The following is a 24,158-nucleotide window of genomic DNA, read 5'->3' on the forward strand; positions in this document are numbered from 1 at the left end:
AAGCCTATCAAGCGCTCCGCTTCGTTACGACGGCGTTTACGCGGTCGGGGTTTGCAGGGATTTTTCGGGGATCATTTCTTTTTTGCCGATCGCGAAATCATTGCCTTGAAATCGAATTTGCCCATCAAGGACGCGCCCTTGCCGGCGGCTTTCTTTTTCACCGCACTGTCGATCGGTTCGGCTGAGTCGCCCACCGCCATCAGTTTCGTCGCGAGTTCGACGATCGGTGCGATCGTCTTGGAACCCTTGCCGGCTTCGGTCAGCGGTTTGCCGAGCTTGGCCGATTGCGCGGCAAGCTTTTGGTCGAAGGGCACCAGAAAATCGATCTTGCGCTCGATCGAGCCTTCGAAATCCTTTCGGCTAATTTCGAGCTGGGCAGCCGGTTGAACGCGATTGGCGACGACCACCACTTGCGTCTGCGGTGCGTTCGACTTCATCCAGGACAGGATGCGGATCGTGTCGCGCGCCGCGGCAAGCGTCAGTTCGGTAACGATAACGGCCACCTGAATGTCCGATATGAGATGCGGATGCAGCACCAGCATGTTGCGCGGCAAATCCACCACGGTGCATTCGAACGCGGCGCGCATTTCTTCCTGCAGTTGGTAGAATGCGCCACCGTCGGTGAGAATCGGGGAATTGATCGGTGCTTCGGCTGACAGCACGGAGAGCGTCTCGCTCGATTTGACCATTGCGCGTTCGATGAACAGCCCGTCGATGCGGCTGGGGTTTTCGATCGCGTCGGTCAGGCCGCGTCCGGGCTCGAGGTCGAGCGAGAGCGCGCCGGTCCCGAAATGGACGTCGAGATCGAGCATCGCGGTCGTGCGCGCACCTTTTTCGCTCAGCACCCAGGCCACCGCCGTGGCGATGCTCGAGGCACCGACACCACCGCGCGCGCCGATAAAGGCGGTCGAGATATGCGGGCGCTCGGTGCCGGTCTCCACTGCCTTCGGCGCATTGAGAATCGCCTGGGCGTGGGTGAAGGCGTCGCGCAGCATGTCGGGGTTGAGCGGTTTGAGCAGATAATCCTGAATGCCGCTAACGATCAGGTCGCGGTACAGGCGCACGTCATTGACCTGGCCTGCCGCAATCACGACCGTGCCGGGCTCGCACACCTCCGCCAGCGCATTGATGTCGTTAAGCGGATCGCCGCTCTCCGACAAATCGACGAACAGGATTTGCGGGCTGGCCGAAACCGACAGCGATTGCACCGCGTTGCGCAGGCCGCCTTTGTTGACCTTTTCGGGGGCCCAACCCATTTCGACCGCGATTGGGCGCAGCGTTTCGGCGGCGGTTTCGTCGCAAACATAGGCCGCAAACGGATCGCGCAGGCCGATCCGTGCCGGGTTGAAGGGCGCGTTCATTGCTTGCCGGCTCCCGCTTTTTCGGTTTTCAAGACGGTGCCGCCGCCGCCGGTCGGGCTCGCCTTGCGATAGCTGTCGATCGCCTTGCCCGACGTTGCCTGATCCCCCACGCCGCTGCTCGTTTGTCCACGCACAAGGTCGGCGGGGTTGGCGACCATCGCGGCGAGATTGGCATTGATCGCGCAACCGTGGTTGGACGAAGTATTGCTTTCAAATTCGCTCGCGCCGCTGCGGCTGAAATCGGGGCAGCCCGGCACGGTTGCCTTCATCCGGCTGATTACGACGCGCGCCATACCCGCCGCAACGGGCGCGCCGGTCAGCGGGGTGTCGTCGGAAACGAGCAGGCCATAGTGCGAGACTTCGCGCGCGACATCGTCGCGTACCGCGCCGCTATTGGTGCTGGCATCCTCGATCGCGACCTGATCGCCATAACCGAGCCGCAGCGATGCCATCCACCCCGCAAGGCGCTGCGCCTCGCCTGGTGCCAGCCCGTTGGGGCTGGTCGCCACATCGATTGCGTAATCAGTGCGGCTGACCACCGGTTGGTGAACCGACTCCAGCCCGCGATTTTCGGTTCCTCCACAGGCGCTCAGTGCCAAGGCCGGGAGCAGGCCGATCGCGATCACACGGACGCGTTTGTACATGTTCATGTCCCTCAGGCCCTTAGTTGATGCTGAAGCCGGGTGCGGCGCTCGCGCCCTTCTTGGGTTTGGCAGACGGTGCCGGAACGGTGGCCGGCTCCTCGCGACGCCGGTCCGCCGGGGCCGATGGCGCGGGCGTCGGCAGAATTGGCGCCGGTGCCGCCGCGCCAAGCGTCGGCTGCGGGTTGCCTGCCGGTGCGACACTCGGCTTGGGACGGTCACCGCCGGTCTGCCCGCCGCCCAATTGCCCCAAGAACACCCGTCCAAGGTCGGTCGGGGCCTTATAACCATCGGTCGGCAGGACGATGTCGTTGGCGTTGACCGGCTTGACCAGATACGGCGTGATGACGATCACCAACTCGGTTTCGTTGCGCTGGAAGCCGTTGGACCGGAACAGGGAGCCGACGATCGGCACGTCACCAAGGCCCGGGGCCTTGGTGATCGAGTTGTTATGATCGTTCGACAGCAACCCGGCGATCATCATGCTCTGGCCGGAGCCCAGTTCCACCGATGTCTCCACGCGTCGCGTGGTCAGCCCGGGGATGACGGTGCCCGAGACCGTGACCGAACCCTGGGACGAGAGTTGCGAAACTTCGGGGCGCACCCGCAGCGAAATGCGACCGTCGGCGAGCACGGTCGGCGTGTAGGACAGGCTGACGCCATATTCCTTGAACTCGATCGAAACTGCGCCGAGCCCTTGGGCCACGGGAATTGGAAACTCGCCACCGGCAAGAAAGGAGCCAGTTTCGCCCGAAATCACCGTGATATTGGGGTTGGCGAGGGTCGAAACCTGCCCGTCACGCTCGCCCAGATCCAGCGACGAGATGAGATCGAGCCCCAGCACGCGGCCAGCCGCTCCGAGTGTCGTGGCGTTGGTGGCGGTGGTGATGAGGCTCGTCCCGGTCGAGGCGGTGGTGCCGCCAACGAAAAGGCCACCGTTGGGCGTATACTGCGTGGCAGAACTTCCTTGCCCGATCCCGAATTTGAAGCCGCTGGTCTTGTCATAGGTTGTAAGATTTACGCCGATATTCTTGACGAAGCTGCGGCTGACCTCGGCGATGCGGACTTGCAGATTGACCTGCAGCGGCGTTGCATTGCCCAGGCGCGAAAGCACCTTGGTCGCGTCGCCGACAAACGCCTGGACGAGGCGAGTCGCTTCCGCGCCATCCTCGGGATTGGCGACGGTGCCTGTCAGCAAAACCAGCCCGTTCATCGGCGTGGCCACGATGTGGGCGTTGGGCATGGCCAGCGCCAGCATCTGCTGGATCGAATCGAAATTGTTGCCGACGCGAACGGTTGCCGCATAGACGACCGCCCCCGCTTTGTTGGTGACCGACAGGGTCGTTTCCCCACCGGCCTTGCCAAAAATATAAAGCTGCGTTGGCGAGCGGACCTGCACATCGGCAATTTTGTCGTCCGCGACAAACACGTCGCTCATTGGCCGCGGCAGGGTGATGAGGCGACCACGTCCGGTGCTGAGTTGCACCACGGTGCCGGAACTGACGGTCTGTGCCGGTGCCGCGGCGGGTACGGCTGCAACGGTCGAAGCCGCAAGCGCGACCGCCAGCGACCAGCCAAGCGAGATGGACACGCTACGCATTTATTTCTTCCCCTCAACGGCGACATCCGTCACCGCATTTCCCCGCGCAACGCGGATCACCGGCCCGGACGCGGCTCCGGGAAATCCGCCTGCACCCGGCGCGCCGCCAGCCGTTGGGCCTTCGGCTGCTTTGCCAGGGACGGTACTGCGTTGAAAACGCGATACGTCCGCCCCCGTTACCATTGTCCCGCCGCCCGATGCCGGTGCGCCAGCGATGCGGGTCAGCATCGCCTTTTCGGCTTTGGGATCGTCGGGCATCGAGACGTCGCCGCTGGCGATCGCCTGTTCGAGCTCGCTGCTATTGTCGGCGATCGAGCGCAGCGACAGCGAGAGCGAGCCGAGCGTCTGCGCCACCGCGATTTGCTCGGCGATCTTCGGCGTCGCTTCGATCGTCACGTTGGAAAACGTGCGCACGACGGCCTTGCCGTCTTCCCCGACACCATTGTCGGTGCGTTGATCGGTGGCGAGCACGCGCAGGTTGCGCATGATCGTTTCGGCGGCCTTGAGCGGTGGGCCATCGCCGCCGCCTGGCACCGTCTGCGTCAAGATTAGGTCGATGCGGTCACCGGGGAAAACGAAGCCGGCGACGCTGGTCTGCGTCTGCACCGGCACGGTCACCGCGCGCATTCCCGGGCCGAGTGCGGCGGCAAGAAAGCCGCGGTCGCCCGGCTTGACCAAAGCACCCTGCGTGAGCGGCTGGCCCGCGGTGATTGCATTGCGCACCACGGTGCCGACCAGCGAGCGCGGATCGAAGCCACCCTTCTTGATGAAATAGGCGTTCTCGACCAGTTCCTTTGGCCAGGGCTGGTATTTCAGCGAAGTCGCGTCGAGGATCGTGCCGACCGGGAGCGCCTTGGTCGCGACCAGCACATCGGGGCCATTCACCACCGGTGCCATCGCGACGGCATTGGCTTGCGGTGCCGGGCTGCCGACAATCAACGATCGTGCCATGAACGCCGTGATCGCGGCAACGATCAGCGCACCCATCAGCAAAATGACCTTGCGACTATCCATCTCAGACCTTTCGGACGCGGGCCATTGAGCCCGCGTTAAGCATTCACACCAAAGTGGTTAAAAAGCGGTTCACGCAGCGCCAAAAGGGCGGCAATCGCGATCGCGACGCCGTAGGGAACCTCGATTTGCGCCGTTCGCCGGCGTAGCGCGCGTTCGACCAGCAGGATCGCGGTGAGCGCACCACCGACCAGCGACATCACGATCAACATCCATATCAACGCGATCGGATCGAGCATCCAAAGGGCAAGCGCGCCGATCATCTTGACGTCGCCGCCGCCCATCCAGCCGAAATGAAAGGCGGCGACGAACACGGCGAATACCAGCAGGGCGATGCCGAGCTGTTCGGCCATTGCCAGCCAACCGAGACTATTCGCCCACCACCATAATGGCGCGAGCAGCGCGATTGCGGCGTTCTTCCAATTGGCGATCTCGCGCGTGCGTGCGTCCTGGATCCCAGCCGAAACCAGGAGCGCCGCCAGCACCAGCAGCAGCATCGTCGACAGATTGAACCCACCCATGAGGGAAAAGCCTAGACGGCAGGCCTTTCGAAACCGTAACCATCGCACATGGTTTCCCCTCAGCTTTATCGTCGTGCGATTCCTGCGGCTGCGCGGATCACACATTGGTCCGCTCCCGACGGGTGGGCGCTGCGCCGTTTCGACTGGAAAGCGGAGGGGCGGTCGCGTGGCCGGATGCTGTTCCAGGGCGGGCGCGGCGACATTTTCGAGAAGTATCTCGAAGCGTTCGCGCATTGGCATTCGCAGGGCTGGTCGATCACGTCGTTCGATTGGCGCGGGCAGGGCGGGTCGGGGCGGTTGTCGCCCGATCCGCACGTTGGCCATGTCGAGGATTTTCAGCAATATATCGACGATTTTCGCGCCTTCTGGGCCGATTGGGTCGCGGAAGATGCGGGGCGGGACGGCGGACCGCATGTCGCATTCGGCCATTCGATGGGCGGCCACCTGCTGCTCAGGGCGCTGGTCGAGGGCGCGGCGCGACCCGATGCCGCAATCCTGATCGCGCCGATGCTGGGGCTGCACAGTCCGCTTGGTGCGACGCTCGGCGAACGGCTCGCGCGGGTGCTCGGCGGCGTCGGCAATGCGGCACGGCCAGCGTGGCGCGGGAATGAGCGCCCGGCCACCACCGAAACGCGTCAGGCACTGCTCACCAAGGACCAGGATCGCTACGAGGACGAAATCTTCTGGCAAACGAGCAAGCCCGAATTGCTATTGGGGCCGCCGAGCTGGCGCTGGGTGATCGAGGCCTTCGCTTCGACGCGGCGGCTGAGCGTCGATCCGCGTTTGAAAACGCTCGACGTGCCGCTGCTGTTCGTCGTCGCCGACGACGACAAATTGGTCGATCCCAAGGCCGCGCTGAAAATCGCGGCAAAGCTGCCGGATGCGCGGGTGGTGCGCTTCGGCAAGGAATCGGCACACGAGATTCTGCGCGAGGCGGATGCGGTGCGCAATCGCGCGATTGGCGAGATTGACATCTTCCTGTCGTCGCGGGCGCAGAGGTAACGCCGTGACGCACTATGACGTGGCGATCGTCGGTGCCGGGATTGCGGGCGCAAGCCTTGCCGCCGCGATTGCGCCCCACGCTTCGGTGGTGATGCTGGAGGCGGAGGACCTGCCCGGCTACCACGCCACCGGGCGCTCGGCAGCGTTCTGGTCGGAAACCTATGGTGGCCCCGGTGTGCAACCGTTGACCACCGCTTCGGGCACTGTGTTGCGCGAAGGCGGCTTTCTGGCCGATCTCGGTTCGCTCCATATCGGGCGTGCCGAGGATGCGGACCGGATCGACGGTTTCCTGGAGGAATTTGCAGGCAGCAGCGTGGCGCTGCAACGGGTCGATCCGCGCGCCTATATTCCGGGCTTGCGGCCCGACTGGACGCTGGGCGTGCTGGAGGCGAGCAGCACCTATATCGACGTCGCGGCGCTCCACGCGCACTATCTCGCACAAGCGCGGCAAAGCGGGGTGAAGCTGTTGCTGTCCGCGCCGCTGCAGCGCGCGGCCCACACCGGTGGTCGCTGGCAAATGGAGACAGGCGCGGGGCCGGTGTCGGCGACGATTCTGGTCAATGCCGCGGGTGCCTGGGCCGATGCGGTTGCGGAAATGGCAGGGGTCGCGCCGATCGGCATCGCTGCCTATCGTCGCACCGTCGTGCAACTCGCGACCAACCCGACGGCCCCCGATGCGCTGCCGCATATCGCCGACATTTCGGGGCAATTCTATTTCAAGCCCGAGGCCGGGGGGCGGTTGTGGCTCAGCCCGCACGACGAGACTCCGGCCACGCCCGGCGATGCCCAGCCCGAGGAAATCGATGTCGCGATCGCGATCGACCGGTTCGAACACGTCGTCGATTGGCAGATAACGCGCGTTGAACGGCGTTGGGCGGGCCTGCGCAGCTTCGCGCCGGATCGCTTGCCGGTTTATGGTTTTGCGCCCGATTCGCCGGGCTTCTTCTGGTGTGCGGGGCAGGGCGGCTTCGGCATTCAGACCGCGCCCGCCGCCGCCGCGCTGGCCGCATCGATCCTGCTTGGTCGCGCGGCCGATGCCAGCGTCGCCGCGATTGACCCTACCCGCTATGCACCCAGCCGCTTCGCGGTGCTGGCGTAACGAAATCGTGGCCGCTATCGTTGCGGCACCGACAAACCCGGGAGGTTCGAATGGCCCATAAATTCGTGATCGAACAGAATAAGGCTGGCGAATATGTCGCCAAGTTCAAATACAATAGTGACCTGATCTGGTGGACCGAGGGCTATTCGAGCAAGGCTGGCGCCAGGAACGCGATCGAATCGGTGCTGAAGAACGGTCCGGGCGCGCCTGTCGAAGAGGCTTAAACGCGCCTGCCAGCGGCCATCGCGGCATCGCTCGCCAGCCGGTCTGCGCGTTCGTTGTCGGGGTGGCCGGCATGGCCTTTGACCCACGTCCATTCGACACGGTGCGGTTTCGCCGCGTCGAGCAGCGCCTGCCACAGATCGGCATTCTTCACCGGCTGGCGCGCGGCGGTCTTCCAGCCGTTCTTTTGCCAGCCTTTGATCCACTTGGTCAGCCCGTCCATCACATAGCGACTGTCGGTTGACAGCATGACATGGCAGGGGCGCTTCAGCGCGTTCAGCCCCTCGATCGCCGCCATCAATTCCATGCGGTTGTTGGTGGTCAGCGCTTCACCGCCCGACAGCTCTTTCTCGGTGCCGCCTGCGCGAATCAGCGCGCCCCAGCCACCCGGGCCGGGATTGCCCTTGCAGGCACCATCGGTGGCGATTTCGACTTTGGTAAGCTCTTTTACGGTCGCGGTCATCGCGTCCGCTTAATCAGCTCCGGCGCATAATGCGAGAGTCGCCGGACATAAGCGAGCGGGTCCTTGCGCGTGACGAGCGCGTCGGCGGGGGTGTTGAGCCAGTCCCACGCGCGCGAAAGCGCGAAGCGGATGCAGGCCCCGCTGGCAAGCGTCGGGAACACCGCCTGCTCAACCGATGACAACGGAAAGCGCTGCGCATAGCCAGCGATCAGCGCGTCGCCGATGGCAGGGTCGTACTGCGCGCCGCTGGCATCGAACGCCCAGGCGCTGTGCATGATCGCGAGATCGTACACGCGCAGGTCGGTACAGGCGAAATAGAAATCGATCAGCCCGGATACGGCGTCGCCGCGCATCAGCACATTGTCGGGGAAAAGATCGGCATGGATCGTTACCGTGTCGAGCGTCGCCCGGGGCCACGCGCCAACCACCCGGTCGATTGCGTAGCCAAGATCGTCATACAATCCAGGCGCGATGTCATCGAGGCTGCGCCCGCAACGCTCGAACAGCGGAGCCCAGCTATCGACCCCCATCGAATTGGCGCGAGTCTGGGGGAAGTCGGCAAGGGCGGCGTGCATGTCGGCCATCGCCGTACCTGCGGCGTGCGCTTGTGCTGCGGTCGGATGCGATACCGACACGCCCGACAGGAATTTGATGAGGCAGGCGGGGCGCCCTTCGAGTATTTGAATGGCAGTGCCGCTACGGTCCTTGATCGCGGGCGGTACGGGGTTGCCGTGCGCCGCGAGATGATCGAGCAGCGCCATGAAATAGGGCAAATCGCCGCTATCGACGCGCTTTTCGTACAGCGTGAGGATGAAGCGGCCGGTGGTCGTATCGACCAGGTAGTTGGTGTTTTCGACGCCTTCCGCGATTCCCTTGGCGGACACCAGCTCGCCCACGTCATAGCGCGCTAGGAAGCCGGCCAGTACTTCGGCCGATACAGGGGTGTACACGGCCATCGTTCAGACCGGAACTTCGAGGCCGCGAGGCAGTTTGAACGAGATCGTCTCGCGCTTCGTTTCCACTTCTCGCTCGGTCACCGCGAATCGCTCGCCAAGCCGCTCGACCAGTTCGCGGACCAGCACTTCGGGCGCGGATGCGCCTGCGGTAATGCCAAGCGTGTTGACGCCGTCGAGAAACGCCCAGTCGAGTTCTGCCGCGCGCTGGATGAGGCGGGCGGGCGTGCCCTCGCGTTCGGCCACTTCGACCAGGCGCACAGAATTGGAGGAGTTTGGCGCGCCGATCACCAGCAGCGCATCGCACGCATGGGCAATCGCCTTGACCGCGCCCTGCCGGTTGGCAGTGGCGTAGCAAATGTCCTCGCCACGCGGCCCCTGAATCGAGGGGAAACGACGCCGCAACGTGGCGACAACCTCGGCAGTGTCATCCAGCGACAGCGTGGTCTGGGTCAGGAATGCCAGATTGTCCGGGTTCGCCGGCATATAAGCTTCGGCATCCGCGACGGTTTCGACCAACGACATCGCCCCTTCGGGCACTTGTCCGAAAGTGCCGATCACCTCGGGATGCCCGACATGGCCAACGAACACGATATGCCGTCCGAGTTCGACCAGACGTTCGGCCTGACGGTGAACCTTGGACACCAGCGGGCAGGTCGCATCGAAAAAGGCGAGGCCCCGTTCCGCCGCCTTGTTCGGCACCGCTTTGGGCACGCCATGCGCGGAAAAGACGACGGGCACACCATCGGGCACGTCATCGAGTTCCTCGGCGAACACGGCCCCCTTGTCGCGCAACATGTCGACGACGAAGCGGTTGTGGACGATTTCGTGCCGGACATAGACTGGCGCGCCATATTTGGCGATCGCCAGCTCCACGATCTGAATGGCACGGTCGACCCCGGCGCAGAAGCCGCGCGGGGCGGCGATGATAAGGTCGAGTTTTGGCTTTGGAGCGGTCAACATCTCGCTGGAAGCCTACGCGATTGCTTGCGCGGGCGATAGCCGGTTCCTATGGTGCCGCCGCGCCTGCGCGATAAATCCTAACGCAGGCGGTCCCTTTTGCATGATAAGGTGCGTGACCCCGTGACATTCCGGAAATCAGCCATCGCCGCTCTCTCGCTTCCCGTGTTCGCGGCGGTCTTGCTCGGCGGATGTCGGCACACCGGGGACCTTGACGAAACCGGCGGCATCACGGCTGTGCGGACCGCTTGCCCCAGCGTGGCGATTCCGGCGGACACGGGCGACATCACCTTGTTCGACCCCGCGACCAGCCATGACGCGACCGCGCTCGACGTGACGGCGGTGCTGACCAAGGTTCGCTCGACCTGCGCCGACGCCGGAGACGACATTCTTACGACGGTCACCTTCTCGGTCGAAGCGCGGCGACTGCGCACCGATGGCGCGCGCGATGTGACCTTGCCCTATTTTGTCACCGTGTTGCAGGGCGGCAGTGCCGTTATCGCCAAGCGTATCGGCCACGTCACCTTGCATTTCGAGCCGGGCCAGCCGCGCGCCGCCGCGCAGGGCACCGGGTCTGCCACGGTTTCGCGCGCTGCGGCGACTCTCCCTGATGATGTGCGCAAGAAGTTGCTGGAGAAGCGTCGGGCCGGAGGGGAAGATGCTGCGGTCGATCCGCTCAGCCGTCCCGAGGTCCGCCAGGCAGTGTTGCGCTCAACCTTTGAGGCGCTGGTTGGCTTTCAGCTCACCAACGAGCAGTTGAAATATAACGCCACACGCTGATTGTGGAGGCGGTTGTGGCAAAGGGTCGTTGACTCGCTTGCTGCGCCGCGTCAAACCGAACAGGTCGATCGCGGGCAACCGCGATAGGCACGCGCGGGAGAGCGTCCGGGATGCCGTTTTGCGGTAGCCTGGACCGCCGAAGGAGCAACCGCCCCGGAATCTCTCAGGCAACCGGACCGCGCGGGCTTGTCGACACTCTGGAAAGCGCACTCGCCTTGGGCGGCGTGCCACCGAAGGGGTAAGCTTGCGGCATCTGCGGCAAGTCAAAGCTCTCAGGTATCCGTGACAGAGGGGGCGGCGGATCACAGACGCTACGGCGTCATGCTATGCCGTAGACCTCGCACGGAAGGCCGACATGAGCGACACTGAAACGCTGGACGAAATCGCGATCGAGACGTTGCCGCTCGATGCCTGGCACCGCGCGCATGGCGGGCGGATGGTGCCGTTCGCGGGCTATGAGATGCCGGTGCAATATGAAGGCATCATGGCCGAGCATCTGTGGGTGCGCGAATCGGCTGGGTTGTTCGACGTCAGCCATATGGGCCAGTTGCTGTTCCGCTCCGACGAAGGGGCTGATCTGGTCGCGGCGCTCGAAGCGGTGTTGCCCGCCGACATTGCCGGGCTGGGCGAGGGCAAGCAGCGTTATTCGCTGCTGCTGGCCGAAGATGGCGGCATCCTTGACGATCTGATGGTCACCCGGCTGCCCGAGGCCAATCCGTTCGACATTCAGGGCTATTACATGGTCGTCAACGGCGCGACCAAGATCGACGATATCGCGCATCTGCTCGAATATCTGCCCGACGACATCGCGCTCAACCACATGGAAGATCAGGCACTGCTCGCGCTACAGGGGCCCAAGGCGGTCGATGCGCTGGCGCGGCTGGTGCCGGGCGTCGAAGCTTTGGTGTTCATGACGGCGGGAGCGTTCGAGTGGAATGGCGTTCCTTTGTGGATCAGCCGTTCGGGCTATACCGGCGAGGATGGCTTCGAGATTTCGGTGCCCGCCGAGAATGTCGAGGCGTTGGCCGATGCGCTGACCGCCGAGCCCGAAGTCAAGCCGATCGGCCTTGGCGCGCGCGATTCGCTGCGGCTTGAGGCCGGCTTGCCGCTTTACGGCCATGACCTTGACCCCGAAACGACGCCAATCCAGGCCGATCTCGGCTTTGCGCTATCGAAGCGCCGCCGCGAGGCGGGCGACTTCATGGGGGCAGCACGCATCCTGGCCGAGCGCGAAAACGGCGCGATCATCAAGCGCGTCGGGCTGATGGTTGGCGGCCGCCAGCCGGTGCGCGAAGGTGCTGCTGTGCTCGATGCGCAGGGTTCCGAAGTCGGTCGCGTCACCTCGGGCGGATTCGCGCCGAGCGTCGGTGCGCCGATCGCAATGGCTTATGTGCCGACCGCGCTTGCGGTTCCCGGCACGACGATCCAACTCGCGCAACGCGGCAAGGTCCATCAAGCGACCGTAACCGCGATGCCGTTTATTCCCCACCGCTACGTCCGCACAGGAGGCAAGTGATGAGCCGTTATTTTACCGAAGATCATGAATGGGTTGATGTCGATGGCGATATCGGCATCGTTGGCATTACCGAATATGCGCAGAGCCAGCTTGGCGACATCGTGTTCGTCGATGTACCCGAAGAGGGCAAGGAATTGGCCAAGGGCGATGAAGCCGCGGTCGTCGAATCGGTCAAGGCTGCGTCGGATGTCTATTCGCCCGTGTCGGGCACGGTGATCGACGGCAACGCCGCGCTCGCCGACACGCCGGGCCTCGTCAATGAAGACCCCGAGGGCGATGGCTGGTTCTTCAAGCTGACGCTGAGCGACACCGATGAGCTGAACGAGCTGATGGATGAAGTCGCCTATCAGGCATTCGTCTCGAAGCTGTGATCTCCTTCTCCCCTCCCGCCGTGCGGGAGGGGCTGGGGGAGGGCGTTTTGCTCACCGCCAAGCTTTGTCATTCCCTCCCCCAACCCCTCCCGCACGCGGGAGGGGGGAGATTTCGAAATGCGTTACCTACCCCTGACTCAGTCCGACCGCGAGGCGATGCTCGGCGTGATCGGTGCCGCCTCGATCGACGATCTGTTCGTCGACGTGCCCGAAGCCGCTCGCCTCGACGGGCCGATCCACGATTTGCCGATGCACGCCAGCGAAATGGCGGTCGAACGCCACATGAGCGCGTTAGCGCGAAAGAATCTGACGGCGGGGGAAGTGCCCTTTTTCCTCGGCTGCGGGGCCTATCGCCACCATGTGCCGGCCTCGGTCGATCACTTGATCCAGCGCGGCGAGTTCCTGACGGCCTACACGCCGTACCAGCCCGAAATCGCGCAGGGCACGCTGCAAATGCTGTTCGAGTTTCAGACGCAGGTTGCGCGGCTGCTCGGCACCGATGTGGCGAACGCGTCGATGTATGACGGCTCGACCGCGTGCTGGGAAGCGATCGGCATGGCCCGGCGCATCACCAAGCGCGGCAAGGCGATCCTGTCGTCGGGGCTGCACCCGCATTATGTTTCCGTCGCCAAGACGATGGCGAAGTACACCGGCGATGTGCTCGAGACCGCCAGCCCGACACTCACAGCGGATACCGATCTCGAATCGCTGATCGGGGCGATCGACAAGGACACGTCGTGCGTCGTCGTGCAATATCCCGACATTCTCGGGCGCATCGCCGATCTGAAGCCGCTGGCGGACGCGTGCCACGCCAACAAGGCGCTGCTGATCGCGGTGGTGACCGAGCCGGTCGCACTGGGCGCGATCAAGTCTCCCGGCGAAATGGATGCCGATATCGTCGTGGGCGAGGGGCAGTCGCTTGGCGTCGGGCTTCAGTTTGGCGGGCCCTATGTCGGCCTGTTCGGCTGCAAGGAAAAGTACGTGCGCCAGATGCCGGGGCGGTTGTGCGGCGAGACGCTCGATGCCGATGGCCGCCGCGGCTTCGTGCTGACGCTGTCGACGCGCGAGCAGCATATCCGCCGCGAAAAGGCGACGTCGAACATCTGCACCAATTCCGGCCTGTGTGCGCTGGCCTTCTCGATCCACATGACGCTGCTGGGCGAAAAGGGGCTGCGGACGCTGGCGAGCGTCAACCATCATGGTGCAGTTGCCGCCGCCGAGCGGCTCGCAAGGGTGCCGGGCGTCGAACTGGTCACCACCGCCTTCTTCAATGAATTTACGCTGAAACTGCCGGTCGAGGCACGTCCGGTCGTGCGCATGCTTGCCGATCGTGGGATCCTGGCCGGGGTATCGCTCGGGCGATTGTATCCGGGCGAGCAAGGCCTCGCCAACGGGCTGGTCGTCGCGGTGACCGAGACGACGTCGGCAGAGGATGTGGAAACGCTGGCCGCCGCGCTTGAGGAGATCCTGGCATGAGCATCAACGCAAGCGGATGGCGCCCCGAAGCGCCCGTCGCCGGGGGCAAGGCATCGCCGACCGTCACCGGCAACAAGGGATTGATGCTGGAAGAGGCGCTGATCTTCGAGATCGGCGATTGCGAGACCACGGGGGTTGATTTCACGGGTGTTGGTGCTCCAGCGCAGGCAGGAGCCCAGGGTTCCGGGGACGACGCGGGTAACTCTGGCTTCCTGCTTTCGCAGGAAAACAAGCTCGCCGGCCTGTTCCGCGATGCCGCAATCGGTCTGCCCGGCCTGTCGGAGCCCGAAGCGGTGCGCCATTACACGCGCCTCAGCCGCCAGAATTACGGCATCGACCTCGGTTTTTTCCCGCTCGGTTCGTGCACGATGAAGCACAATCCGCGCCTTAACGAGAAGATGGCGCGGCTGCCCGGCTTTGCCGACATCCATCCGCTCCAGCCGGTCGATACCGTGCAGGGGGCGCTGGGCGTCATCAATGAACTGGCGGTGTGGCTCATCAAGCTGACCGGCATGTATGGCATAGCGATGAGCCCCAAGGCGGGCGCCCACGGCGAACTGTGCGGCATCTTGTGCATCAAGGCGGCGCTGGAGGCGCGCGGCGAGGGGCACCGCAAGGTCGTGCTTGTGCCCGAGAGCGCCCACGGCACCAACCCGGCGACGGCGGCTTTCGCGGGCTTCACGGTGGAGGATATCCCCGCCACCGCCGAAGGGCGCGTCGATACGGCGGCACTCAAGGCACGGTTAGGCCCCGATGTCGCGGCGGTGATGATTACCAACCCCAACACCTGCGGCCTGTTCGAACGCGACATGAAAGCGATTTCGGACGCGGTCCACGGCGTCGGCGCCTATGTTTATTGCGACGGGGCCAATTTCAACGCGATCGTCGGTCGCGTGCGGCCGGGTGACCTTGGCATCGACGCGATGCACATCAATTTGCACAAGACCTTCTCCACCCCGCATGGCGGCGGTGGCCCCGGCTCGGGCCCGGTGGTGCTGTCGGAAGCGTTGGCTCCCTTCGGTCCGTTGCCCTTCACCGCGCGCTACGCCGATGGCCATATCGCGCTGATCGAGGAAGAAACGGCGGGCGACGAACACCCACACACCTTCGGGCGCATGACCGCGTTTCACGGTCAGATGGGCATGTTCACCCGCGCGCTGACCTATATCCTCAGCCACGGCGCGGACGGGTTGCGACAGGTGGCGGAGGATGCCGTGCTCAACGCCAATTACATCCTGCGTAGCCTTGAACAGACGCTGGAGGCGCCCTTCGGGTCGTCGGGACCCTGTATGCACGAGGCGTTGTTCTCTGACGAAGGCCTTGCCGACGGCTTCTCGACGATCGACGTTGCCAAGGGGCTGATCGACGAGGGTTTCCACCCGATGACGATGTACTTCCCGCTGGTCGTCCACGGTGCGATGCTGATCGAGCCGACCGAGACCGAATCGAAGGCCGCGCTAGATCAGTTCATCGCCGCTTTGCGCTCGGTCGCCGAGCGCGCCAAGGCGGGCGACATCAGCCTCAAGAGCGCGCCGCATTTCGCGCCGCGCAGCCGCCTTGATGAAACACTGGCGGCGCGCAAGCCGGTGCTGGTATGGAAGGAGCCGGGACTCGCTCAAGCAGCGGAATAACGGGGTAATTTCATGCCGCTACACGACACGCAATCGCACGGGATTTTGCAATATGCGGTCCCGATTGCGACCTTCCTCGTCGTGTTCGCCTTGCGCGCCGCGCGCTTGTTGGCGGCTGCGCGCGCGTGACCGCCCCCAAATTGTGGATTCCGGGCGAGGCGGACGGCGAAACGCGGCGACATGCCCCGGCGACGCTGCGCAACCGCGTGGCGATCGCCGATATGCTGCGCCAAACGCTGCCGCCTGTCGGCATCGTGCTGGAGGTGGCGAGCGGATCGGGTGAACATGCCGCCTATTTCGCGCAGGAATTTCCGGCACTGCGGTGGCAACCAAGCGACCCAGACGCGGATGCGCGCCGCTCGATCACGGCATGGTGCGAGGGAATCGACAATGTCCTGTCGCCGCTCGCACTCGACGCGGCGGCAAGCGCATGGCCGATCACCCGCGCCGATGCCGTGCTGTGCATCAACATGGTCCATATCAGCCCGTGGGATGCGACGCTCGGCTTGTTGTCGGGCGCGGCGGGGCTGTTACCGGCGGGTGGGGCGCTGATCCTGTACGGCCCGTTTGTGCAAGCGGATGTGCCGACCGCGCCGAGCAACCTGACCTTCGACGAAACGTTGAAAGCGCGCGATTCGCGCTGGGGCCTGCGATCGGTCGAGGCCGTCGCATCGGCAGCGACGCTCTTCACGCTTGAGCAGTGCGCGCCCATGCCCGCCAACAACCTGTTGCTGGTGTTTCGCCGGCGTTAGGCGCTCACCGCTTCGGTGGTCACCGGGCGCCGCCGCACCTGTTCGCGCCAGACGATGTAGAGCCCGCTCGCCACGATGACCGGCGCGCCGATGACGGTGCCCCAGCCGGGCAATGTACCGAACAAGAGCCAGCCATAGAGCGTGCCCCAAAACAGGCTCGAATAATCCATCGGAATCACGGTCGACACCGGCGCGTGGCGTACCGCGGCGGTCAGCGCCAGTTGCGCAAGCCCGCCAATCAGCCCGACGCCAACCAGAATGGCCCAGGTCAACGCGTCGTGCTGTTGAAAGTTGAGAAGATAAGCGATGCCGAGCGGCGGAATCGATAGCACCGAGAACCAGAACACCGTCGTGAGCGCGCTTTCGGTACGTCCGATCTGGCGCAGCAGGATCGCGACCAGCGCAACGAACATCGCCGCAACAAGGCCGACCACCGCGCCGCCAAGCGGCAATGCGCCCGTACCCGGCTGGGTGACGATCAACACCCCGATAAAGCCTACGATGACCGCCGCCCAGCGGTGGATGCCGACGTGCTCGCCGAGGACCAGGGCACCGAGGAGCGTGCCGAAGATGGGCACGGTAAACTGCAACGTGGTCGCATCGGCCAGCGGTAACAGCAGCACCGCGCCGAAGGTGGCGACCATGCCGACAAGGCCAACGGCGGTCCGCCGCACATGCGCCCCGAATCGCAGCGTCCGCAGCGACGAAACGCCGGGGCCGGTCAGCACGATTCCGAAAATCAGCACCGCCGCCCATGCCTGACGGAAGAACATCGTTTCGACGAGGTTCGCCCCGCGATTTTCGGCGAGTTTGATCAGCGCGCTCATCGTCGCAAGGCCAGCAACGGCGATCAACCGCAGGGCGAGGCCGAGCATGACGCGCTCATGGATATGGTCTGATGCTGTTTCGACGGGGGGCGGGGCGGCGGCTTCGGCGATCGTTTGTCTCCTGATTGCGGATCGGTTCATGGCGTCGCGCGTCCCATGACACAAGCGTGGGGGTGACGCGCGCTTCGCCAGTCGCTATCCGCACGGCCATGATAAAACGCGCACTCCCCGTCACCCGTGAGGCCGATTTCTCGGCCTGGTATCAGTCCGTCATCGCAGAAGCCGACCTTGCCGAGGAATCGGGTGTGCGCGGCTGCATGGTCATCCGGCCGTGGGGCTATGGCATTTGGGAGCGGATCCAGCGTTTGCTCGACGATCGCATCAAGGCGACGGGCCATGAGAATTGCTATTTCCCGCTGTTCATCCCGCTTTCTTATTTCGAGAAGGAAGCGGAGCATGTCGAAGGTTTCGCCAAGGAAATGGCGGTCGTCACGCATCACCGGTTGAAGGCGGATGGCAAGGGTGGGTTGATCCCCGATCCCGAGGCGAAGCTCGAGGAACCGCTCGTCGTGCGCCCGACCTCTGAAATGGTGATCGGCGCAGCCTTTGCCCGCTGGGTGCAATCGTGGCGCGATTTGCCGGTGCTCATCAACCAATGGGCCAATGTGGTTCGCTGGGAAATGCGCACACGCATGTTCCTGCGCACCAGCGAATTTCTGTGGCAGGAAGGCCATACTGCGCACGCCTCGGCTGAAGAGGCGCGCGAGGAAACGCTCAAGATGCTTGAGGTCTATCGTTCCTTTTCGGAGGATTGCCTTGCGCTGCCGGTGGTCGCAGGGGAAAAGCCCGAGAACGAGCGTTTCCCCGGTGCGGTCGCGACCTACAGCATCGAAGCGATGATGCAGGACGGCAAGGCGCTGCAGGCGGGCACGAGCCATTTCCTCGGCACCAATTTCGCGTCGGCGCAGAACATCCGCTTCCAGAACGACCAGGGTGAATTTGTCCTCGCCAATACGACAAGCTGGGGCGTATCGACGCGGATGATCGGCGGCGTCATCATGGTCCACGGCGATGATGATGGCCTGCGCGTGCCGCCGCGCATCGCGCCGTGGCAGATCGTGATCGTACCGATGCTGCGCGACCAGCCCGAGGATGCGGCGATCGTCGAGTATTGCAAGGCGTTGCAGGCCGAACTGGCCAGCCAATCAGCGCTGGGCGAGCCGGTACGCGCGCTGCTCGACCTCAAATTCGGCAAGGCGGCCACGAAGCGTTGGGGCTGGGTCAAGAAGGGCGCACCGATCGTGATCGAGGTCGGTGGGCGCGATGTGGCTGGCGGCAATGTTTCGGTGATCCGCCGCGACCGGCTGTACCGTGACGACGGGAAGCTTGACAGCGCGGTGGTGGCGCGGGCCGATTTCGTCAGCGAAGCCGCCGCACTGCTGGAGGATATTCAGGCCGGGCTGCATAGCGAAGCGCGCGCGCGCCTGGAGGCGAGCATTGTGCCGGCTGCGGATTTTGCGGCAATCGAGGCGCATTTCGGGGAGGGGGTTAAGAACCCTGGTTGGCTGGAAGTGCAATGGTCGCGGCCGACGGGTGACGCACTTGATGCGGTGGTTGAACGGCTCAAAGCGCTCAAGCTCACCATCCGCAATGCACCGATGGCACAGACGGCACTGGACGGCGTGTGCGTGTTCACAGGCGCGCAAGCCGTCGAACGCGTACTGATCGGTCGGGCTTATTAGCGCGCGTCACGGCAGGTCTCGTTCGTTAGTTTTCGATGTCCTGAATGCTCTCAACGCAAGTCTGGGCGCAGGCTGCCGAGACGGCGCGGTTGCAACCTTTGCCCAAAATATCGTTAACGCGGCATGATATTGGATTCCTCCCTTTCAAATCGTCAGATTGTCGGTAAGAGAGGGATTGGAGGTCGGGGGGCCTTTTTATGAGGTCCAATGTTTAGTTTTGAGAACCGCGGGTTGGGACTGCGGCGGATTCGTAAGGGCGGGATAGCCCCCGGCCAAAGAATCTTGGTTTGTGGTGCGCACCGGAGCGGGACGACGTTGCTCGGGCACTTATTGGGTGCGGATCGAGAAAGCCTGCAATTGACCGAGCCTTTTCAACCGCTGGTCGGGGTGGAAGGGGTCGATAGATGGTATATCGCGGCGGATAAGTCCGGCGAGCGCTGGAACCCGTTTATCGATCGGCTCATCTCGGGCAGTGCGATTGCTTTTGCTTCGCGGGATGGTGTTCGGCCTTCGTTATGGGCGCGTTTCAAGGGAACTCCGCGCTCCCGCGAATATGCTGCGGTTCAGCGGAAACCACCCGCCCGCCTGGTTATCAAGGATCCGTTTCTGTCGCTTTCGGCGCAGTATCTCGTGCGTCGACACCATTTTCAGGTGGTGTTTGCCGTCAAGCACCCTGCGGCTTTTTTGTTGTCGCTGCGGCGGGTCGGGTGGGATCGGACGGTGCCGCTCGATGATCTGGTCGAGCAAGGGGTGATTGACGCCGCACAACGCGATGCAGCGCAGGACCCGGTATCGCAAGCAGCGCTGCTATGGAATGTGGTCAATCGCCATGCGCTGGCGACCGCGCGGGATCTTCCGGAAAATGTGTCGATTTGGTCGCATGAACGGTTCTGCGCCGATCCTGATCGTGAAATGGCGCAACTAACCCAGGCGCTTGGGATCACATATAGCGAACCTATGCAGGACGAAGTGTCGCGCGCGACGCGGGGTGATGTCGTCACGCCGCCGATGGAGACCATCCATGCGCTGGTGCGCAATTCCGCAGCGATGGCGGGGGACTGGCGCGCGCGTTTGCCAAAGGCGGAGCAAGAGGAATTGCGCGAACGCTGCGGGGCCGTCTATCACGAGCTGGTCGGCACCGTTTGGTGAGGGGCGGGAAGCCGCTGCGCACGCAGCGGCTTGGCGGCCTGGATTGACGGGAATGCCAACCGCGCCAGGTCGGTAAATTTCAGTCTTTGGTAAGGCCGGGCGCGAAACGCGCACCGACATGCGCTTGCCCGCGCGCCTCGGCGAGTTTTACCTGGCGGTGGCGCTCGGCATAGCTGGCGCGCGCCTGTGCATCGCGCGTGGCGTGGCAAGCGGGGCAGGCGACGCCTTCCTCGTACAGCGGTGAGGCGCGATCGGCTGGGCTGACCGGCATACGGCAGGCGCGGCACAGTTCATGGGTGCCGAGCGCAAGGCCGTGGCCGACCGCGACACGCTCGTCGAACACGAAGCATTCGCCGTGCCAGCGGCTTTCGGCTTGCGGCACCTCTTCGAGATATTTCAGGATGCCGCCTTCGAGGTGGAAAACGTCGTCCAGCCCCTCGGCCTTGAGGAAGGCGGTCGATTTTTCGCAGCGAATGCCGCCGGTGCAGAACATTGCGACCTTCTTGCCCTCCAGTTCGGCGCGGTGTTCGCGCACCCAGGCGGGGAAATCGCGGAAGCTCTCGGTCGCCGGGTCGATCGCGCGGGCGAAGGTGCCGACCTTCACCTCATAGGCGTTGCGCGTGTCGATCACCACCGTATCGGGATCATCGATCAGCGCGTTCCAGTCGGCAGGTTTCACATAATGGCCGACGCCTGCCAGCGGATCGACATCGGGTTCCCCCATCGTCACGATCTCGCGCTTGAGGCGGACCTTCAGGCGGTGGAACGGCATCGTCTCGGCATGGCTGTATTTGACGACGATTTCGGCGCAATCGGGCAGCGTGCGGATGTGCGCGATGACGGCGGCGATGCCCGTTTCGGACCCGGCGATCGTACCGTTGATGCCCTCGCGCGCGAGCAGCAACGTACCCTTGATCGCTTGCGCCTCGCACAAAGCGAGCAGCGGCGCGCGGATGGCAGCGGGATCGGGGAAGCGGGCGAAGCGGTAGAGCGCGGCGACGGTGATGGGGGGGAGGGCATGTGTCATGACGCCGCCCCTCTAAAAGGTTTCATCGACGAGGGAAACCGCCCCTCCGTTCGCCTTGGGCCGGTCGAAGAACTCTCACCACAAGCGCTCGAGCGCGAGCAGAGGGCTTCGACAAGCTCAGCCCGAACGGAAGGGCGGGGCGTTTTACGCCGTCTTGAGCGACTGCATGTCGATGGCGAAGCGATACTTCACGGCGCTCTATCGTTCCCGCCTGCGGCCGGGAAAGTTGCCGTCCACCAGCGCTCGACCTGCGCGCGCTCGACCTCGGTCAGATGCAGCCCCAATTTGGTGCGGCGGAGCAGGACGTCGTCGGTGCTGCGCGCCCATTCGCGGTCGTGCAGCCAGCGCGCCTCAACCTCGGTGAGCCCGCCGCCGAGATCGGCTCCGAGCGCAGCCTCGCTGTCGATGCGGTCGAGCATTTCGGTCAGGCGCGACCCGTAAGCGTGGGCCATCCGCTCCGACCGCGCGTCGCCCAGAAACGGCCACCTCGCGCGGACTTGCGCCAGGAATTGCGCGAAGTCGGGGATCGCGCCGCCGGGAAATACCCGCGTCCGCGTCACCGGATGCGCGGTGAAGCCCATCGGCGCGGCGAGCTTGCCCAACGCCTCTTCGGCGAGATGGCGCGCGGTGGTGATCTTGCCGCCGAAAATGGAGAGCAAGGTCGGGCCGTTGGTGTCGAGTTCGAGCACGTAATCGCGCGTGACGGCTTTCGCCTCGTTCGCGCCGTCATCATAAAGCGGGCGCACGCCCGACCAGGTCGAGGTGACGTCGGCGGGGCTGATCTGCCGGACGAAATGGCGGTTCACCGCCTCGCAGAGATAAGCGATCTCATCCGCGTCGATCTGCGCGTCTTCGGGGGCATCGACCGGAATGTCGGTGGTGCCGATCTCGGTAAAGGCCCCCTGATAGGGGATGGCGAAGACGATGCGGCCATCGGGCTGTTGCAGGATATAGGCGTGGTCGCCCTCGAACAGGCGCGGCACGACGATGTGGCTACCCTTGACCAGCCGCACGCCCGAGGCAGCGTTGACGCCGAGCCGCCCGAGCAACTGATGCACCCACGGCCCGGCGGCATTGACCAGCGCGCGGGCGGTAACAGCGCGCCCGTCGGATAACGTGGCGTGCCAGACATCGCCCGCGCGCCGCGCCGACTCGAGCGCGGTGCCGACCGCGATCTCGGCGCCATTGGCGGCGGCATCGACCGCGTTGAGCACGGTCAGGCGCGAATCGTCCACGAACGCATCCGAATAGACGAAGCCCTTGTCCGCACCCTTGAGCGGCGCGGTGAAGGCGGTGTCGCTCCGCCGCAGGCCGCGCGAGCGCGCCAGCGTCATCCTGCCGCCAAGAAAATCATAGAGATAGAGGCCGAGCCGCACCATCCACCACGGCCGCAGCGCATTCTCGTGCGGCAGGACGAAGCGCAGCGGATGGATGATGTGCGGCGCGGCCTTCACCAACCGCTCGCGCTCGCGCAGCGCCTCGGCGACGAGCTTGAACTCGTAATATTCGAGATAGCGCAGCCCGCCGTGGATCAGCTTGGTCGAGGCCGAGGAGGTGTGCGCCGCGAGATCGTCGCGCTCGACCAGGAGGATTTTGAGGCCGAGCAGGCTGGCCTCGCGCGCGATCGCGCAGCCGTTGATACCGCCGCCGACGATGAGGAGATCGTATGTCACCGCTGTCCTGTATCGCACTCGCGCGGCGGATGCGACCGGGTTTGCGGGGCGGTTGGTGGCGGCTACGCGGTTGCGAAAAATTTCGCGAAACGGGCGGGGAGGGCGGGAGCGATGACCGGACCGAGCGACCTTGGCTGTCCACACCCACACGCCACCCTCGCGACTCAGTTGACCCCGCCGCGAACCCACTGTATGCGCACCTCCGCTTGACCGGGGCTTGCTCCGGGACAGTGCTTGAACATTGCTGGATGCATTCCAGGGCCCAGGGGGTGGTTTCACGCCCAATGGCCCTTTTTGTATTCCCCATTTTGTTCCGGGGGGGCGTGATGGCTCCAGCAAAGTAACCAACAGTCAAGGTGAAGAGATTCAATGCCGACGATCAACCAGTTGGTCCGCAAGGGCCGCGATCCGCAGAAGGCCAAGTCCAAGGTCCCTGCTATGGAGCAGAACCCGCAGAAGCGTGGCGTTTGCACCCGCGTCTATACGACGACCCCGAAGAAGCCGAACTCCGCACTGCGCAAGGTGGCCAAGGTCCGCCTGACCAACAGCCGCGAAGTCATCAGCTACATCCCCGGTGAGGGCCATAACCTGCAGGAGCACTCGGTCGTGCTGATCCGCGGCGGTCGCGTTCGCGATCTTCCCGGTGTGCGCTACCACGTTCTGCGCGGCGTGCTCGATACACAGGGTGTGAAGGACCGTCGCCAGTCGCGTTCCAAGTACGGCGCCAAGCGTCCGAAGTGATCGGGCATTCGCCCGATCATCCCGGCTAACCGCCGGGATCCAGAATCAAAAGTAAGCCCCGGACGGGTTCCGGACCAGGCTGAAGAGTAAAAGGAATTCCGAAATGGCACGTCGTCGTCGCCCAGAAAAGCGTATCATCCTCCCCGATCCTAAGTACGGTGATGAGGTCCTCTCGAAGTTCATGAATTCGGTGATGCTTGACGGCAAAAAGTCCGTCGCGGAACTGATCGTGTACGGCGCGATGGAAACCGTCGAAGCCCGTGCGAAGAAGGATCCCGTCGCGGTGTTCCATGACGCGCTCACCAACGTGAAGCCCGGCATCGAAGTCCGCAGCCGCCGCGTCGGCGGTGCGACCTATCAGGTCCCGGTCGAAGTGCGCCCCGAGCGCGCCCAGGCGCTGGCGATCCGCTGGCTGATCGCCGCTGCGCGTGCGCGCTCGGAGAACACCATGTCGGCACGCCTGTCGGGCGAGCTGATGGATGCCGCCAACAACCGCGGCAACGCCGTCAAGAAGCGCGAAGACACGCACCGCATGGCCGAGGCCAACCGCGCCTTCTCGCACTACCGCTGGTAAGCTGGCGCTCGCTGCAATCGTAACCTATATCGTGGGGAGCTGGACCAACCGGCTCCCCACATCGCT

24 protein-coding genes and 1 riboswitch are annotated in these 24,158 nt (G+C 64.3%); of the genes, 13 read left to right on the forward strand and 11 right to left on the reverse strand.

Annotated features, from left to right (window positions below):
- Positions 1-71: 71 nt before the first annotated feature.
- From WC704_RS01605 to WC704_RS01625, 5 genes are read right to left on the reverse strand one after another with little or no spacing between them, the layout of a single operon-like run.
- Positions 72-1,361 (reverse strand): CpaE family protein, encoded by a 1,290-nt coding sequence (locus WC704_RS01605; RefSeq protein ID WP_372888245.1) that lies wholly within the window; start codon positions 1,359-1,361, stop codon positions 72-74.
- Positions 1,358-2,011 carry a CpaD family pilus assembly protein gene (locus WC704_RS01610; protein ID WP_372888246.1) on the reverse strand — a complete coding sequence of 218 codons (654 nt, stop codon included), beginning with the start codon at positions 2,009-2,011 and terminating at the stop codon, positions 1,358-1,360. Before WC704_RS01610 ends, WC704_RS01605 begins: the two co-directional genes overlap by 4 nt.
- A 13-nt stretch (positions 2,012-2,024) precedes the next feature.
- A complete protein-coding gene (locus tag WC704_RS01615; RefSeq protein WP_372888247.1) occupies positions 2,025-3,602 on the reverse strand; it encodes a pilus assembly protein N-terminal domain-containing protein in 1,578 nt (525 codons plus the stop codon).
- Complete coding sequence (cpaB, locus tag WC704_RS01620; protein WP_372888248.1) at positions 3,603-4,616, reverse strand: Flp pilus assembly protein CpaB; 1,014 nt, start codon at positions 4,614-4,616, stop codon at positions 3,603-3,605. It lies immediately after the preceding gene.
- A 35-nt stretch (positions 4,617-4,651) separates the two neighbouring features.
- The gene (locus tag WC704_RS01625) at positions 4,652-5,134 is read right to left on the reverse strand and encodes a prepilin peptidase (RefSeq protein ID WP_372888249.1); all 483 of its coding nucleotides are present in this window, start codon (positions 5,132-5,134) and stop codon (positions 4,652-4,654) included.
- A 48-nt stretch (positions 5,135-5,182) separates the two neighbouring features.
- Here WC704_RS01625 and WC704_RS01630 point away from each other — a divergent pair, with 48 nt between their 5' ends.
- From WC704_RS01630 to WC704_RS01640, 3 genes are read left to right on the forward strand one after another with little or no spacing between them, the layout of a single operon-like run.
- Positions 5,183-6,136 carry an alpha/beta fold hydrolase gene (locus WC704_RS01630; RefSeq protein WP_372888250.1) on the forward strand — a complete coding sequence of 318 codons (954 nt, stop codon included), beginning with the start codon at positions 5,183-5,185 and terminating at the stop codon, positions 6,134-6,136.
- A gap of 4 nt (positions 6,137-6,140) precedes the next feature.
- Positions 6,141-7,235, forward strand: a complete 1,095-nt coding sequence (locus WC704_RS01635; protein ID WP_372888251.1) for an NAD(P)/FAD-dependent oxidoreductase — start codon at positions 6,141-6,143, stop codon at positions 7,233-7,235.
- A 50-nt stretch (positions 7,236-7,285) separates the two neighbouring features.
- The gene (locus WC704_RS01640) at positions 7,286-7,459 is read left to right on the forward strand and encodes a YegP family protein (RefSeq protein ID WP_372888252.1); all 174 of its coding nucleotides are present in this window, start codon (positions 7,286-7,288) and stop codon (positions 7,457-7,459) included.
- Here WC704_RS01640 and rnhA read toward each other — a convergent pair.
- From rnhA to ispH, 3 genes are read right to left on the reverse strand one after another with little or no spacing between them, the layout of a single operon-like run.
- Positions 7,456-7,920, reverse strand: a complete 465-nt coding sequence (rnhA, locus tag WC704_RS01645) for a ribonuclease HI (protein WP_372888253.1) — start codon at positions 7,918-7,920, stop codon at positions 7,456-7,458. The two genes, WC704_RS01640 and rnhA, sit on opposite strands and share 4 nt — an antisense overlap.
- Complete coding sequence (thrB, locus tag WC704_RS01650) at positions 7,917-8,876, reverse strand: homoserine kinase (protein ID WP_372888254.1); 960 nt, start codon at positions 8,874-8,876, stop codon at positions 7,917-7,919. The genes rnhA and thrB overlap by 4 nt, the downstream gene beginning before the upstream one ends.
- 3 nt (positions 8,877-8,879) lie before the next feature.
- Positions 8,880-9,836, reverse strand: a complete 957-nt coding sequence (gene ispH, locus WC704_RS01655; RefSeq protein ID WP_372888255.1) for a 4-hydroxy-3-methylbut-2-enyl diphosphate reductase — start codon at positions 9,834-9,836, stop codon at positions 8,880-8,882.
- Between the two features lie 120 nt (positions 9,837-9,956).
- On the opposite strand from ispH, the gene WC704_RS01660 reads away from it, so the two are divergent.
- The 6 genes from WC704_RS01660 (at position 9,957) to WC704_RS01685 (ending at position 16,359) form a co-directional block, all read left to right on the forward strand.
- Positions 9,957-10,613, forward strand: a complete 657-nt coding sequence (locus WC704_RS01660; RefSeq protein WP_372888256.1) for a hypothetical protein — start codon at positions 9,957-9,959, stop codon at positions 10,611-10,613.
- Positions 10,614-10,697: 84 nt separating this feature from the next.
- Positions 10,698-10,802: riboswitch (glycine riboswitch) on the forward strand.
- 166 nt (positions 10,803-10,968) lie between these two features.
- Positions 10,969-12,129, forward strand: a complete 1,161-nt coding sequence (gene gcvT, locus WC704_RS01665) for a glycine cleavage system aminomethyltransferase GcvT (protein ID WP_372888257.1) — start codon at positions 10,969-10,971, stop codon at positions 12,127-12,129.
- A complete protein-coding gene (gcvH, locus tag WC704_RS01670) occupies positions 12,129-12,500 on the forward strand; it encodes a glycine cleavage system protein GcvH (RefSeq protein WP_372888258.1) in 372 nt (123 codons plus the stop codon). The genes gcvT and gcvH overlap by 1 nt, the downstream gene beginning before the upstream one ends.
- Before the next feature lie 117 nt (positions 12,501-12,617).
- Positions 12,618-13,976, forward strand: coding sequence for an aminomethyl-transferring glycine dehydrogenase subunit GcvPA (gene gcvPA / locus WC704_RS01675; protein ID WP_372888259.1), 1,359 nt, complete (start codon positions 12,618-12,620; stop codon positions 13,974-13,976).
- Positions 13,973-15,607, forward strand: a complete 1,635-nt coding sequence (gene gcvPB, locus WC704_RS01680; protein ID WP_372888260.1) for an aminomethyl-transferring glycine dehydrogenase subunit GcvPB — start codon at positions 13,973-13,975, stop codon at positions 15,605-15,607. The genes gcvPA and gcvPB overlap by 4 nt, the downstream gene beginning before the upstream one ends.
- Positions 15,608-15,732: 125 nt before the next feature.
- Positions 15,733-16,359, forward strand: a complete 627-nt coding sequence (locus tag WC704_RS01685) for a DUF938 domain-containing protein (protein ID WP_372888261.1) — start codon at positions 15,733-15,735, stop codon at positions 16,357-16,359.
- On the opposite strand, the gene WC704_RS01690 is transcribed toward WC704_RS01685, so the two are convergent.
- On the reverse strand, positions 16,356-17,234 hold the full coding sequence (locus tag WC704_RS01690) for a DMT family transporter (RefSeq protein WP_372888707.1): 879 nt from the start codon (positions 17,232-17,234) through the stop codon (positions 16,356-16,358). The genes WC704_RS01685 and WC704_RS01690 overlap by 4 nt on opposite strands.
- A gap of 161 nt (positions 17,235-17,395) precedes the next feature.
- On the opposite strand from WC704_RS01690, the gene WC704_RS01695 reads away from it, so the two are divergent.
- Both WC704_RS01695 and WC704_RS01700 read left to right on the forward strand, forming a co-directional pair.
- On the forward strand, positions 17,396-18,928 hold the full coding sequence (locus WC704_RS01695; protein WP_372888262.1) for an aminoacyl--tRNA ligase-related protein: 1,533 nt from the start codon (positions 17,396-17,398) through the stop codon (positions 18,926-18,928).
- Between the two features lie 207 nt (positions 18,929-19,135).
- Positions 19,136-20,077 carry a sulfotransferase gene (locus WC704_RS01700; protein WP_372888263.1) on the forward strand — a complete coding sequence of 314 codons (942 nt, stop codon included), beginning with the start codon at positions 19,136-19,138 and terminating at the stop codon, positions 20,075-20,077.
- A 79-nt stretch (positions 20,078-20,156) separates the two neighbouring features.
- Here WC704_RS01700 and WC704_RS01705 read toward each other — a convergent pair whose 3' ends face one another.
- Both WC704_RS01705 and glpD read right to left on the reverse strand, forming a co-directional pair.
- Entirely contained in the window at positions 20,157-21,104 is a 948-nt protein-coding gene (locus WC704_RS01705; RefSeq protein ID WP_372888264.1) for a rhodanese-related sulfurtransferase, read from the reverse strand.
- Between the two features lie 188 nt (positions 21,105-21,292).
- Positions 21,293-22,777, reverse strand: a complete 1,485-nt coding sequence (gene glpD, locus WC704_RS01710; RefSeq protein ID WP_372888265.1) for a glycerol-3-phosphate dehydrogenase — start codon at positions 22,775-22,777, stop codon at positions 21,293-21,295.
- 369 nt (positions 22,778-23,146) lie between these two features.
- Here glpD and rpsL point away from each other — a divergent pair, with 369 nt between their 5' ends.
- Together rpsL and rpsG are read left to right on the forward strand one after the other, a co-directional pair.
- Entirely contained in the window at positions 23,147-23,518 is a 372-nt protein-coding gene (gene rpsL / locus WC704_RS01715) for a 30S ribosomal protein S12 (protein WP_010185487.1), read from the forward strand.
- A 103-nt stretch (positions 23,519-23,621) separates the two neighbouring features.
- Complete coding sequence (gene rpsG / locus WC704_RS01720; protein ID WP_010403744.1) at positions 23,622-24,092, forward strand: 30S ribosomal protein S7; 471 nt, start codon at positions 23,622-23,624, stop codon at positions 24,090-24,092.
- The last annotated feature ends 66 nt before the right edge of the window (positions 24,093-24,158 follow it).

The organism is Sphingomonas sp., assembly GCF_041661885.1.
Classification (GTDB): Bacteria; Pseudomonadota; Alphaproteobacteria; order Sphingomonadales; family Sphingomonadaceae; genus Sphingomonas.

What these genes read in the sequence shown, in the direction of transcription:
- WC704_RS01605 (WP_372888245.1), bottom strand. Translation starts at nt 1,361, where the DNA reads ATGAACGCGCCCTTCAACCCGGCACGGATCGGCCTGCGCGATCCGTTT.
- WC704_RS01610 (WP_372888246.1), bottom strand. Translation starts at nt 2,011, where the DNA reads ATGAACATGTACAAACGCGTCCGTGTGATCGCGATCGGCCTGCTCCCG.
- WC704_RS01615 (WP_372888247.1), bottom strand. Translation starts at nt 3,602, where the DNA reads ATGCGTAGCGTGTCCATCTCGCTTGGCTGGTCGCTGGCGGTCGCGCTT.
- cpaB (WP_372888248.1), bottom strand. Translation starts at nt 4,616, where the DNA reads ATGGATAGTCGCAAGGTCATTTTGCTGATGGGTGCGCTGATCGTTGCC.
- WC704_RS01625 (WP_372888249.1), bottom strand. Translation starts at nt 5,134, where the DNA reads ATGGGTGGGTTCAATCTGTCGACGATGCTGCTGCTGGTGCTGGCGGCG.
- WC704_RS01630 (WP_372888250.1), top strand. Translation starts at nt 5,183, where the DNA reads ATGGTTTCCCCTCAGCTTTATCGTCGTGCGATTCCTGCGGCTGCGCGG.
- WC704_RS01640 (WP_372888252.1), top strand. Translation starts at nt 7,286, where the DNA reads ATGGCCCATAAATTCGTGATCGAACAGAATAAGGCTGGCGAATATGTC.
- rnhA (WP_372888253.1), bottom strand. Translation starts at nt 7,920, where the DNA reads ATGACCGCGACCGTAAAAGAGCTTACCAAAGTCGAAATCGCCACCGAT.
- thrB (WP_372888254.1), bottom strand. Translation starts at nt 8,876, where the DNA reads ATGGCCGTGTACACCCCTGTATCGGCCGAAGTACTGGCCGGCTTCCTA.
- ispH (WP_372888255.1), bottom strand. Translation starts at nt 9,836, where the DNA reads ATGTTGACCGCTCCAAAGCCAAAACTCGACCTTATCATCGCCGCCCCG.
- gcvT (WP_372888257.1), top strand. Translation starts at nt 10,969, where the DNA reads ATGAGCGACACTGAAACGCTGGACGAAATCGCGATCGAGACGTTGCCG.
- gcvH (WP_372888258.1), top strand. Translation starts at nt 12,129, where the DNA reads ATGAGCCGTTATTTTACCGAAGATCATGAATGGGTTGATGTCGATGGC.
- gcvPA (WP_372888259.1), top strand. Translation starts at nt 12,618, where the DNA reads ATGCGTTACCTACCCCTGACTCAGTCCGACCGCGAGGCGATGCTCGGC.
- gcvPB (WP_372888260.1), top strand. Translation starts at nt 13,973, where the DNA reads ATGAGCATCAACGCAAGCGGATGGCGCCCCGAAGCGCCCGTCGCCGGG.
- WC704_RS01690 (WP_372888707.1), bottom strand. Translation starts at nt 17,234, where the DNA reads ATGCTCGGCCTCGCCCTGCGGTTGATCGCCGTTGCTGGCCTTGCGACG.
- WC704_RS01695 (WP_372888262.1), top strand. Translation starts at nt 17,396, where the DNA reads ATGATAAAACGCGCACTCCCCGTCACCCGTGAGGCCGATTTCTCGGCC.
- WC704_RS01700 (WP_372888263.1), top strand. Translation starts at nt 19,136, where the DNA reads ATGTTTAGTTTTGAGAACCGCGGGTTGGGACTGCGGCGGATTCGTAAG.
- WC704_RS01705 (WP_372888264.1), bottom strand. Translation starts at nt 21,104, where the DNA reads ATGACACATGCCCTCCCCCCCATCACCGTCGCCGCGCTCTACCGCTTC.
- rpsL (WP_010185487.1), top strand. Translation starts at nt 23,147, where the DNA reads ATGCCGACGATCAACCAGTTGGTCCGCAAGGGCCGCGATCCGCAGAAG.
- rpsG (WP_010403744.1), top strand. Translation starts at nt 23,622, where the DNA reads ATGGCACGTCGTCGTCGCCCAGAAAAGCGTATCATCCTCCCCGATCCT.